At 74.2% G+C, this 12,585-nt stretch carries 8 protein-coding genes; 4 read left to right on the top strand and 4 right to left on the bottom strand.

The features are described 5' to 3' along the window. The coding region (locus tag AE652_RS47425) for a WD40 repeat domain-containing serine/threonine protein kinase (protein WP_049654140.1) at positions 1-1,966 on the bottom strand (1,966 nt) is incomplete at its 3' end. A 1-nt stretch (position 1,967) separates the two neighbouring features. Further along, the gene (locus AE652_RS21925; RefSeq protein WP_049654137.1) at positions 1,968-2,579 is read right to left on the bottom strand and encodes a hypothetical protein; all 612 of its coding nucleotides are present in this window, start codon (positions 2,577-2,579) and stop codon (positions 1,968-1,970) included. A gap of 231 nt (positions 2,580-2,810) precedes the next feature. On the opposite strand from AE652_RS21925, the gene AE652_RS21920 reads away from it, so the two are divergent. Genes AE652_RS21920 through AE652_RS44150 form a run of 4 tightly spaced genes read left to right on the top strand, consistent with a single transcriptional unit; the run spans position 2,811 to position 10,453 of the window. Further along, on the top strand, positions 2,811-4,136 hold the full coding sequence (locus tag AE652_RS21920) for an alpha/beta hydrolase (RefSeq protein ID WP_049654135.1): 1,326 nt from the start codon (positions 2,811-2,813) through the stop codon (positions 4,134-4,136). Between the two features lie 50 nt (positions 4,137-4,186). Continuing rightward, entirely contained in the window at positions 4,187-5,245 is a 1,059-nt protein-coding gene (locus tag AE652_RS21915; RefSeq protein WP_049654134.1) for a trypsin-like peptidase domain-containing protein, read from the top strand. 4 nt (positions 5,246-5,249) lie between these two features. Further along, the gene (locus tag AE652_RS21910) at positions 5,250-6,359 is read left to right on the top strand and encodes an effector-associated domain EAD1-containing protein (RefSeq protein ID WP_049654132.1); all 1,110 of its coding nucleotides are present in this window, start codon (positions 5,250-5,252) and stop codon (positions 6,357-6,359) included. Positions 6,360-6,364: 5 nt separating this feature from the next. Further along, a complete protein-coding gene (locus AE652_RS44150; RefSeq protein WP_049654130.1) occupies positions 6,365-10,453 on the top strand; it encodes an AAA family ATPase in 4,089 nt (1,362 codons plus the stop codon). Between the two features lie 72 nt (positions 10,454-10,525). Here the strand turns inward: AE652_RS44150 and AE652_RS21900 are convergent, their stop codons facing one another. Further along, on the bottom strand, positions 10,526-11,212 hold the full coding sequence (locus AE652_RS21900) for a hypothetical protein (RefSeq protein ID WP_049654128.1): 687 nt from the start codon (positions 11,210-11,212) through the stop codon (positions 10,526-10,528). Positions 11,213-11,223: 11 nt separating this feature from the next. Then, positions 11,224-12,585, bottom strand: a 1,362-nt coding sequence (locus AE652_RS21895; RefSeq protein ID WP_234348476.1) for a DUF4062 domain-containing protein, incomplete at its 5' end; no start/stop codon positions are given.

The raw sequence follows: 12,585 nt of genomic DNA, 5'->3' as shown, positions 1-12,585 counted from the left end.
CCAGCAGCCGCCCGTCGGGGCTCAGGGCGAGGCGGTGCCCGGCGCCGTGGCCGGCGGCGATCTCCGCGTCGGGGCCCGGGCCGTGCACCCGGAGCCGGTCGCCGACGGCGGCGGCCACGGTGCGGCCGTCCCGGCTGAGGCAGCACGGTTCGTGCGCGTAGCGGCGTTCCAGCAGCGGGGTCTGTTCACCGGCGCCAGCTGGATCGCGCACCGCGACCACTCCCTCGGGGCCGTCGAAGACCAGCAGCCGGCCGTCCGGCGTCGCCTCTACGGTGCCGCCCGAGAAGCCGTCCAGGATGAAGCGGGCCCGGCCGGTCGTCAGCTCCCAGCCCAGGACCGTGCCGTCGCTGGTGCCGCCGACCACCAGGCCCGCCTCGGCGAGCAGCCGCAGCGAGCGGACGGTGGTGCTGCCGGACCGGTAGTACGGGGTGAAGACCCGCAGGCAGCGGCCGTCGCCGAGGTCGAACAGCCGGACCAGGCCGTCGGAGCCGACGCCCACGGCCCGCCGTCCGTCGGCGTCGAGGTCCACCGTGTGCCGCAGCTCGTCCAGCTCCCGCAGGCACCGGCCGGTGGCCACCTCCCAGAGCTTGACGGTGCCGTCGCAGGCCGTGAGCGCCAGCCGGCCGTCGGGGGTGGGCCGGATCTCGATGTCGGGTGCCGCCCGCCGGGTCCGGCCACCGTCCCAGGGCGAATCCGTCCAGCGCTCGTACTCGTACCAGGGCACGGTCCAGCTGGTCGGCTCGGCGGCGGGGCCGACGGCGCCGCGTTCGCGCTGCACCGCGTCGATCAGCGGCCCCAGCCGCGCGGCGCCGCCGTCCGCCCTGGCCGCGTCCAGGGCGGCGAGCAGGTCCTCGTCGGTGAGGCCGCCCTGCCGCCAGCGCATCAGACCGGAGTTGTAGGTGGCCTCCGGGTGGCGCGGGTCGGCGGCCAGGGCCGCGCCGAAGGCTGCTTCGGCCTCCGGGGCGCGGCCCAGGTCCAGCATCGAGACGGCCCGGTTGTTGAGCTCGTCGGCGCGCAGCTCGGCCTCGCGCGGCTCGCCGCGGTCGATCGCCCGGCCCGTCAACTGAAGGTGGATGTCGGCGAGTTCGTCGGCCACCTCGGCCATCGAGGCGGGCCGGTCGGCCGGGCGCTCGCGCAGGCAGCGGGCCAGCAGCTCGGCGACCGGCTCCGGCAGCGGCGGCGGGCCGGCCGCTTCCGGACGCCCGGTCGGGCCGTACGACCCGGGCCCGCGACCGCCACCCGACCGGTAGGAAGCCAGCGCCTCGCCGACCACCGGGCCCATCAGCCAGGTCACCTCGCCGGTGAACAGCTCCACCACCGAGACCGCGAAGCTGTAGAGGTCGGTGCGGTGGTCCAGCGGTTCGCGCCTGGCCTGCTCCGGCGAGGCGTACGCCATGGTCATCCCGCCGCCGGACACCCGTTCACCGCCCGTGGCGCGCGCCTGGGCCAGCCCGAAGTCGGTGACCTTGGCGGTGCCGTCCAGGTCCAGCAGGACGTTGGCGGGCTTGACGTCCTGGTGCACCAGGCCGCGTTCGTGCGCGTGCCGCAGCCCCCAGGCGGTCTCCACCGCCAGGCGCAGGATGCGGGCCGTGGACTCGGCCGGGCCGCCCGCGTAGAGCCGCCGGTCGTCGATCCACTCCCGCAGGCTGCCGCCCGGCAGATACTCGGCGAAGACCCGGGGCAGCCCGTCCAGGACGCGGACGTAGTGACAGCCGCAGACGTGCGGGTGCAGACCGAGCGACACCCAGGTCTCGGCCTCCCGGACGAACCGCTCCTGCTGCGCCGGCGTGCCGAACAGCTCGGGGCGCGGGCACTTCACCGCCAGGTCGACGTCCCACTCCAGGTGCCGCACCCGGTAGACCACGCCCATGCCGCCCTCGGTGTGCACCCGCAGCACCCGGTACTGGTCGGCGACCACCTCGCCGACCGACCAGGGCGCCGGAACCCCGACGGCCGGTCCGGACACCTCAGGCGGCCCGGTACGGCGGCAGCGCGGCGAACGCCGGTGCCACCACGGCCGTCCGGCACACCGTCCGGGCCCAGGCCCGGGCCAGCGAGAGGGCGTGCCTCGGGAACATCGGGTCCCAGTCGGCGGCGTGGCTGCGCTCGTACGGCAGCTCCGGGTCGTACGGGTGGCCGCCGCTGTCTGTCCCCGCCGGGTCGAGCCTGAGGCGCACCATCGACTCGCGGACGCCGGTGACGCCCGACTCCTGGAACTGGCCGGTCAGCACGGCGGTGACGGTCGACCTGGCGAGCAGGAACGAGCCCCGGAACCGGAAGCCGGTGCGGGAGCCGGGCAGTCGTTCGGACACCAGGGTGTAGAGCGCCGGAACACCGCCCAGCGACACCGCCGCCGCCTCCAGCAGCGAGCCGCCGGCCGCGGCGTGGCCGCGCGCCAGGGTCACCCGCAGCGCCTCGATCCCGTCCAGCCAGACGGGGGCGGGCGGCAGCGCCTCGCGCACGCTCAGCACCACCACGTCGTTCCAGGTGTCCGGGACGAACCACCGGCCCTCGTCGAACGGTTCGAGGCCGGCGGTGTCGAAGGCCAGCGGGAGCGGGAGCGGAGTTGATGGGGACACGATCGGAAGCTAACACGCGGCCCTGTCAACCGTCAGGCGTGCTCCGATTTCTGATACATCCTCAGATTCTCCCCGGTACGCGTTCGTGACAGTGGCCCGATCCGGCACCGGACCTGGGCGAACCGCCCGCGCGTAGCCCTCCACGACCTATGATGCGAGCGATCCGGTTCGACACGTGTTGTCGCGTTGTCACGCCGTCGGGTACGTCGTGAACAAGCCAGGTGGGGGACGATGGTGGACATGTGGGAGGTGCTGGAGCCGGCCGTCGCCCGGGTCTGGCCGAAGGTGCCCGACAGCCTGTCCGAGGCCGAGCGCGAGCGCCTGGAGGCGGAGGTCCTGGTGGCGCTGCGCGCCCTGGAGACCGCGCGCGGCGGTGCGCCGTCAGCCGGGACCGAAGGGGCCGACGGGGCCGATCCCGTCGAGGAGGCCGCCCAGGCGGTGGCCGCCGCCTTCGAGGCCTACCCGCCTCTGGGCGACCTCCTCGTCGCCGCGTTCGACGCGCTCGTCGACGGCCAGGAGCGTTTCGGCCCGGACGCGCCCCCGCCCTCCTGGGGCACGGCGCTGCGCTCACTGCTCGTCCCCGTCCTCTACGCCACCGACCGCGCGCCGGCCGGCGGGAACGGCACCAGCGCGGCCTACGGCGGCGACCGCGGCCAACTGTCCTACGGGGAAGCCCTGGTGAACGTCCCCGACGACCACCGCATCGGCGCCGTCGAGAAGCCCCGCTGGTGGCGGCTGCGGTTCCGCACCAACCCGGCCCGGGACACCCAGCTCGGCGACGTCAGCCCGCTCACCGCCGCCGGGTTCGCCGAGCGGGCCCGGGGCCACCACCCGCCCCAGGACGGCGAAACCCCCCGATCGGCACTGGTGTTCGTCCACGGCTACAACGTTTCCTTCGCCGATGCCGCCGTCCGCGCCGCCCAGATCGCCTACGACCTGAACTTTACCGGCCTCCCCATGCTGTACAGCTGGCCGTCCAAGGCCTCCGTCACCGACTACGCGGCCGACGGCAACGCCGCCCGCCGGGCCGTCCCGTACTTCCAGGAGTTCCTGCGGCACGTGCTGACGGACACCGGCGTCGACGAACTGCACGTCGTCGCCCACAGCATGGGCAACCGGGTGGTCGTCGACGCGCTGGCCGACCTGGACACCACCGCGCTCCCCGAGGGCGCGGGCCGGCTCGGGCAGGTCGTCTTCACCGCGCCCGACGTCGACGCCGAGGTGTTCCGCCAGCTCGTGCCCCGGATCATCAACCAGGCGCGCGGCTGCACCCTCTACGTCTCCGCCAACGACCGCGCGCTCGCCGCCTCCCGCCTCCTCGCCGAACACCCCCGGGCGGGCCAGGCCGGCCCGGGCGTGGTGGTCGCGCCCGGCCTGGACACCGTCGACGTCTCCGAGCTCGACACCGGCCTGACGGGCCACTCCTACCCGGGCGACCACCGGTCCGTCCTCTCCGACCTGTACGGGCTGCTGCGCCACGGCCACCGGCCGTCCCAGCGCTACGGGCTGGCCCGGGTCCCGCACCCGGACGGCGCGTACTGGGCCTTCCAGCCGTAACGATCCTCGCAGCACGACTTCCCCCTCTCCGACGAGCGAGCACACAGGGCATGGCGACGACGAACCCCGCACCGCGAACGACCCACTTCCTGGACAGCTACCCCTTCCGGTGGACCGACCCCGGCGCCGTCGAACTCCGCGACCTGCTCGCCTCCGTCCACTTCCGGGTCAACCCGGTGCTGGAGCTGGCCCAGCAGGCGGGCATCGCCCCGGCCGAGGTCAACTGGGACCAGCCGATGTCCCTGGTCTGGTTCGACCTCATCACCGTCGCCCGGAAACAGGAGAAGCTCCGCCCGCTGCTCGACCGGATCGCCGCGGGCCCCGACCAGGCGCTCGCCGCCCGCGTCCGCGAACTGCTCGCCGCCCGGCCCGTGCTCCCCGCCCCCGAGCCGGAGCTCCCGGCGGGCACCTGGGCCGCCTTCCGGGACCCGGACGAGCAGGAACGCCAGATCTTCCGCGCCTCCGGGTTCCAGGACGTCGCGTTCCTGCGCCGCGGCGCCGAACTCGCCACCGCCGTCTGCCGCCTGCTGGTCACCCACGCCGACGGCCAGGCCTGCTACGGCACCGCCTTCCGGATCGGGCCCGACCTCCTGCTGACCAACCACCACGTCCTGTACTCCGACGGCCGGCCCGCCGAGGCGGTCGAGGCCTGGTTCGGCTACGAGCAGGACCTCGACGGGCGGGAGCTCAGGTACCGCACCGTCCGCTGCGACCCCGCCACCGCCGTCGGCCGGCCCGAGGGCGACTGGGCCGTGGTCCGCGCCGCCGATCCCCTGCCCGAGGACGCCCTGGTGGTGCCGATCCCCGACCGGGCCACCGTCGCGGAGGGCGACCGGGTCTGCATCATCCAGCACCCGCACGGCCTGGTGAAGAAGCTCGCCGCCCGGCACAACGTCGTCCGGCACGTGGACGAGCAGGTCGTGCAGTACTGGACCGACACCGAGTACGGCTCCTCCGGCGCCCCCGTCTTCGACGAGCGCTGGCGGCTGGTCGCCCTGCACCGGGGCCACGTCCGCATCGGGCAGCGGCTCAGCGCCTCGGAGTTCCGCAACGAGGGCCTCCGGATCGAGCGGGTGGCCGAGGGCCTGGCCGCCGCCGGGGTGAGGTGAGCCGGTGGCACTGCTGGACCTGCGCGCGTTCCCGAACGAGGACCCCAGAGCCGGGGAACTGCTCAGGGCCCTCATGTACACGTACGGCCTCCCGCAGCCGGCCCGGCAGGTCGTCGCCCGCGCCGGCATCGCCGAGGCCGAGATCGCCTGGCAGGGGGCGATGCTCGACGTCTGGCCGGACATCGTCGAGAAGGCCGCGGCGACCGGACGGCTGCGCAGGCTCGTCGAGGTCGTCGCCGAGGACCCGAACTCCCGGGCCGCCTCACCGGTGTTCGCGTACCTGCTCGCCGAGCAGCGCACCTCGCAACCCGCCGGAGAGGCCACCGACCCGTTCGGCCACGGGCTGATCAACGACCGGCAGCGCGCCTTCTTCGACCGGACGTCCCTCCGCTCCCGGCTGCGGGAGATGGTCCTCGACCGCGGCCACCGCGTGCTCACCGTCGAAGGCGGTCCGCGGACCGGCCGGACCTTCACCTGGTTCCTCATCCACCACGTGCTCGCGAGCCAGGGGATCCACCCCTGCCGGATCCGGATGAGCGAGTACACCGAGCCGGTCCGGGTGGCCGAACTCACCGGCTTCCTCAACGACGAGTTCCGGGAGTGGAGCGTGCAGATCGACCACCACTCCTCCGAGGACCAGCAGGCCGACCGGCTGGTCAGCCAGCTCAGGGGCCGGATGCGGGAGGAGCGGCGGTCCGTCCCGGCGCAGCCCCGGCACTGGCTCGTCTTCGACGACTCGGAGTCCGTCCGCTTCACCGAACCCGCCCTGCGCGCGGTCGTCCGGCTGGTGCGGGCGGTGGTCGAGGAGGAGATGGCGGACCGGCTGCGGATCGTGCTGCTCGCCTACGACGGCTGGCTGCCGCCGGACGTCGAGGGGTACACCGCCCGGGAACAGCTGGGCCCGATCGGCATCGAGGACCTCCACGACTTCTTCCGGACGGTCGCGGCGGAAGCCGGCCGCCCGATCGACGCCGACACCGCCCGCGGCCTCGCCGCCAAGGTGCTGAGCGAGACCGGCCACGACGGCTGCCTCCCCGACGGTCCGCTCCCCCTGACCGCCGCGATCCAGCACACGGCCGCCGGCCTCGGCCGAGGCCTCTACCAGGGATGTTGACGACGGTGACCGAGACCCTCGCCCCGATGCCCGACGCCGTCTACCGTGAACGGACCGTCCTGCTGGGCGCGTTCACCGCCGAGAGCCTGGCGGCGACCACCCCGGGCGCGGACGCGGCCGAACCCGACGCGCTCCTGCGGGACTTCCTCACCCAGGACTGCGAACGGGTCACCACCCGGGACGGCCGCCGCTGGCGGCTCACCCCCGAGGTCCGCAGCCACACCATCGAGACCCTGGGCCGTCCGGAACGCCTGCTGGCCACCCTCACCGCCGCACCCCGTACGGAGGGCGACGCCGCACGCGACTGGGCCGAACGGTTCCTCGCCGCGCGGAACCCGCCGCTGGAGGCACAGCACTTCGACGAGCTGTACGCGGCCCTCACCGTGGTCGGCTGGTTCCGCGACGCCCCCCGCGCCCGGGCCGCCCTCGCCGACCACGGACTCGACCTGCCCTCCGCCGACGAGGTGCAGCACCACCTCAAGCGGGCCCGGCTGCTGCAACCGCTCCAGGCCCTCGCCGACGAGAGCTTCACCGGACGGGAGGACGAACTCGGCACGCTGACCGACTACGTCGACGCCAAGAACGGCTACTCCCCCTGGCTCCTGGTGCACGGGCCGGGCGGCGTCGGCAAGTCCACCCTGCTGTCGCGCTTCCTCCTGGACCGCGCCGGAGCGGAGTCGGTCGCCCACGTCTACCTGACCTTCGAGCGACCCGAGCTGGCGCCGGAACGCCCGCTCACCGTCCTGGCCGAAGCCGTCCGCCAGGTCGCCCTGCTGGCACCGGCCATGCGCGAGCCGGCCGACGCCCTGGAGCACTCCCTCCGCCGCACCGTCGCCGCCGACCTCCGGTCGGAGCGGGACCGCAGCTCCTCCTCCGGGCGCCGGACCTCACGCCGCCACGACACCGACGTACTGCTCCACCGGGTCGGCACCTTCCTGGCGGCCTTCGGGACCGACCACGGCGGCCGGGCGCCGCTGCTCGTCCTCGACACCTTCGAGCGGGTGCAGCGGCGCGGCCAGTACGCCCAGCGCCGCCTGCTGCAGGCCCTGGACGACCTGCGGTGGAGCTGCCCGAACCTGCGCGTCATCGCCGCCGGCCGCGCGCCCGTCGACGACCCCCGCTTCCGCTCCCTCCCGCTGGAAGGCTTCGACCCGCCGACGGCCCGCCACTACCTGCGCCGCCAGGTCGCCGAACTCGCCGGGCGCACCGACGAGGAACTCGACCTGGTCACCGACACCGTCGGCCGGAGCCCGCTCAACCTCAAGCTGGCCGCCGCCCTGCTCCGCCGCGAGGCCGACGCCCTGCGGGACCCGGCGCTGCACGACCAGCTCCGGCGGAAGCTGGAGGCCGAGACCGTCCAGGGCGTGCTGTACCGGCGCATCCTCGACCACCTGGAGGACCCGGACCTGCGCCGCATCGCCAGCCCCGGCCTGATCGTCCGGAAGGTCACACCGGAGGTCATCCGCCACGTCCTGGCCGAACCGTGCGGGCTCGGCGCCGTGGACGAGGATCGCGCGTGGGGCCTGTTCCACCGCTTCCGGGACGAGGTCTCCCTCGTCGAGGAGGTACCGGGGCAGGACGCGGTCCTCCACCGGGCCGACGTGCGCGCCGTCATGCTGCCACTGCTCCGCCGCGACCACGCCGAGGTCGTGGAGCTGATCCACCGGCGGGCGGCCGCCCACTACGAGGACGCCGGCGACCGGGTCGAGGAGCTGTACCACCGGCTCGCCCTGGGCGAGCCGACCGCCACCCTGGACGCCCGGTGGGAGGAGGAGGCGGGCCGGCTCCTGGAGCCGGCCAACGACGAGCTGCCGCCCTGTTCGCAGGTCTACCTCGCCGAGCGGATGGGGAACATCGCCCCCGCGGAACTCCGGGCGCAGGCGGACGACGAGACGTGGGCTCGGCAGGCAAGGCGCGCCGGAGACCAGTTCCTCTTGGACGACCGCCCGGAGGACGTGCTGACACTCCTCGGAGAGCGCCCTCACATCCGGATCGTCGGTCTGCGCATCTCGACCCTCGCCACCCTGCAGCGTTGGGACGAGGTGGATGCCCTGGCCGACGACGTTCTCACCACCGAGCCCGACCCGACCACCGCGACGGGCATGTTCATGGCCCGCGCCCAAAGCGCCAGGAGTCAAGGAGACTTCGCCTCGGCCCACGAGCTGCTCAACCGGGCCCTCCTCGCGGCCGAGGCCATCGAGGACAGGGTGATCACTCTCGGAATCATGTCGGCACTCCTGCGCCTGCACCGGGACAGCGGGTCGCTCGACTCACCCGACGCCCGAAAGCTCCGCGCCCGTACACTCGCGCTCGTCAGTGATCTGGACCAGCGCGATGTCACCCAGAACCCCGAGATCATCCGACTCATCGCCGCCGAACTCGGCGACGATGCGCCCGAGTTGGTCTCCTATACCACCCAGCATTCCGGCCTCGACCTCTCCGACGGAGGTGATGCCGCCCTGCTCGATTCCCTCACCCCGGAGGAGCTGCGCGACTTCACCAGGGCCACCGGCGTCAGCGTTCCACTGCCCGCGACCGACACCGACCCCTCAGGCCGCGCCCCCACCAGCGTGGACTTCGGCGACGCCGTCAACACCTACCTCGGCGCGGGAGGCAAGCACGCCGAGGCCCTGAACAACGCCGTGGTGGAGAACCTCCGGCACGAGGTGGACTTCGCCTCGCCCTCCGCCCCCGCCCGCGACACCACCCACGACGCCGTCGTCCTCCTCCCCGGCCACATGGGCAGTTCGCTCCTCGACACCGAAACCGGCCGGCACGTCTGGGGCGACCTCAGACCCACCACCCTCCTCCGGCTGAGCCTCACCGACGACTCCTCGCTGCGCGTCACCCCCGACGAGCGGGCGGGCCGGACCGGCCGCCTACGCCCCGACGGCCTGCTGCGCGCCCCGGCCTGGCTCTCGGCGCTCGGCGGCCTGGAGACCTACCAGCCCCTGCTGGACGCCCTGCACGCCACCGTCCTCCACGAGGACGCCGTCCTGCCGTTCCCCTACGACTGGCGGCTCTCCGCCGAGGTGAACGCGCGTCTGCTGGCCGAGGCCGCCCACCGCCACCTGGCGGCCTGGCGCGCGAGCCCGCACCGCCGTCGGGCGGGGGTGCCCGACGAGGAGCCCCGGCTGGTCTTCGTCGCCCACTCCACCGGCGGACTCGTCGCCCGGGCGGCGCTGGCGGCCGATTCCCGGCTGGCGGCGCTCACCCGCGACCTGGTCACCATCGCCACGCCCTTCCACGGCACCCCCGCGGTCGCCGAGATGCTGGTCGGCCGCCGCCGGTTCCTCCCGCGCCCGCTGTCCGGGCTGGCCGCCACCCTGCCGGGGGTGTACGACCTGCTGCCGACCTTCCGCTGCGTCGAGACCGACGACGCGCTGCGCCGGCTGGACCTCGACGACGTCCGCCGCCTCGGCGGCGATCCGGAGCTCGCCGCCGCCGCCATGGCGGCGCGGGCGGCGGAGTCCCGCGCGGCCTTCCTCCCCCGCACCCGCGCCGTGGTCGGCATCGGCCAACCGACCGTGCAGGGCCTGCGGTTGGCTGGGGACGGCCTCGAACCGGTGCTGACGGCACCGCGCGCCCACGACGACGGCCGCCCGTACCGGAGCGAGTCCGGCGAGGCCGTCCGCTGGGACCGCGGCGGGGACGGCCTCGTCCCGCGCGACGCCGCCGCGCCCTCCGCCTCGAACGCCGTGCTGTTCGTGTCCGGCCGGCACGGCACCCTCTGCTCCGATCCGCACGTCCTGGAACTCGTCCGGTCCGTGCTCACCGACCGGCGGCCGGCCAACGTCCGGCCCCGCCCGGTCAGCCACGCCCTCCAGCGCCCGGGCCTCGGCCTGTCCCTCCCCGAAAGGACCGTCCCGGGCCAGCCCTGGCCGCTCATGGTGCACGGTGCGTCACCGGACGACGCCGCCTGCCGCATCACCGACGAGGCCACCGGGGCGACCGTCGCCACGCCCCGGCTGCTCCTCAGCGACGCGACCCTGGTCGCCGCCGTCACCCTCCCCCGCCCGGGTCTCTACCGGGTCACCGTCACCTCCGGCCCCGACCGCGTCAGCGACCTCCTCCTCACCACCGGCCCCGACTGACCCCACCGGCGGACGGGCGGCCGGAGCCCACAGCTCCAGCCGCCCGCTCCGCCGTTCCGCCTCCGGCGGGTGTCAGCCCGCCGAGGGACGGCGGTCGGAGCGCAGGCGCTCGGCGCCGTCCGAGCCGGGGTCCTGGAGCGTGTCGTCGGTGCCCATGACCTCGGGCACCGCGACCAGGAGCTCGTAGAGGAAGTCGTGGAAGCCCTCCGGCGTCGGCGCCGTGTGGGTCAGCGGGTAGACCCCGAACTGCAGGTAGTGCAGGGTCTTGCGCATCATCTGGGCCGGCGAGCAGACCGAGACGAGCGTGCCGAACCCGCCGTCCCTGAAGTACGAGGCGGCGACGAAGCACTCGTCGGCGGAGCCGTAGACGCCGGCCTCGCCCTTGTACCGCTCGTTGAGGTCGTCGCCGCGCACGGCCGGGGCCGGCACGCCGAGCTTCTCCAGGAACTCCCCGCCGGCCCGGCTGAGGCTGTTCTCGTCCTCCACCCCGAGGTGCCGGTGGCGGCTGCCCGGCACGTAGACCTCCACCGGCCGCCCGGCCTCCAGGTAGCCCCGGTAGAGCTCGTGGCCGCGCCGCAGCCGGGCCTCGAACTCCTCGCCCGGCACGGCCCGGTCGGCCAGCGGGTGCTGGGCCGCCACCTCGATCAGCACGCCCGGCAGGTGGCGCCGTGCCCGCATGAAGGCCTGGGCCGTGGAGAGCCGCTCGCGCCACCGCCGCTCCGTGGCAGGGGACAGGGCCGCCGTGTCACGTAAGTCCATCGCAGACCGCCTCACGATATCGTCCTCACTTCGCCGCGCTCCTCGACGATGGCCCAGGTCCGGTCGAAGTGCTTCCAGCAGGCGTCGATCAGACCGAAGTCCCGGGTCCCGCGCAGTTCCAGGGACGGGGTCTCCGGGGCCCGCGCCGGCGGCAGGGTCAGCGTGACCCATCCCCAGGTCCGGTCGCAGAGAATCATCGTGGACCGCAGGTGCGTGGTGAAGAACCCGATCTCGATCGATCCGGCGGCCGTGCTGCGCGCCCCTGCCTCGCGGACGATCGACCGCAGCCGGGCCTCCACCTCGCGCACCTCGGCCGCGATCGGCGAGCGCTGGTCCCACAGCGACTCGGACTCGTCGACGTCGACGAGGAACTGCCCGTCGGGCGTCGGCACCAGGACGCGGATCCGGGAGCCGGCCGCGAGCGCCTTCGTCAGGTAGGGCGTCTGGATCTCGATCAGCCGTTTTCCGCTGGTGGACATGATCCCGATCGACGAGGCCTTCCCGAGGTTCTCGCTCAGGGCGTTGCCGGCCTGCCCGTCCACGCTGATCCGGGCCACACCGATCTGCGTCCCCGGGGCCACCAGGTTCTGCCATTCGGCGGAGAAGGTGTGCGCGATCGAATTGCCCTTGACCCAGCCGGGCTGGGGAGTGTGCCGGACGGCCAGCCGCAGCGCCCTGGTGACGTCGTTGCGCAGGTCGGCGACGGTGCGCCAGGACCTCCAGAGCCGCTCGCGCCGCACCTTCTCGCGGAAGACGGCCAGCCGCTGCGCGTCCTCCGGCGTCGGCTGCCAGCTGTCCGTGTGCAGTTCGACGGGGTCGGCGTGGACGAACACCAGGATGGGCTTGTCCAGCGAGCGGGCGTGGTCGTACTCCCGTTCCGTGAAGCTGACGGTCCCCGCGCCGACGTCCCCGTACCGCGCTCCGAGGATGAGGACGAGGTAGTCGCAGTCGTTGATCACCCGCTCGACGACCTCCCAGGCGCCCTCCGCCCGCGCGTCGAACAGTTCCATGCCGGAGGGGATGTACCCCTCCTTGACCAGCTCGTCGATGACGGCCTCGCGGTGCTGCTTCAGGTCCAGGCTGGTCGAGCTCACGAACACCTGGTAGCGGCGCTCGTCAGGGGCGGTGCCGGCCGGCGGCGCGGTGCCCGACGACGCCGGGGCGCCGGGGTGGGCGTCGGACTCCGCCGGCCCGTAGTAGTTGAAGTTGTTCGTCACCGAGCTGCGCGGGCCGATGGCGTTGCCGGCGACGTCGGCCCCGGCACCGACCCCGCCGCCCCGCACCTCCACGTGCTCGGCCGGCCGCTCCGGCTCTCCCGGGTCCTGCGGCCTGCGCCGCCGGAAGCGCGACCCCGGCATCAGCCGGCCACCTCG

This window comes from Kitasatospora sp. MY 5-36 (assembly GCF_001182915.1).
In the GTDB taxonomy this organism is placed as follows: Bacteria; Actinomycetota; Actinomycetes; order Streptomycetales; family Streptomycetaceae; genus Kitasatospora.
The sequence above is the reverse complement of the archived record's forward strand: the minus strand, read 5'-3'. Positions and strand labels throughout refer to the sequence as shown.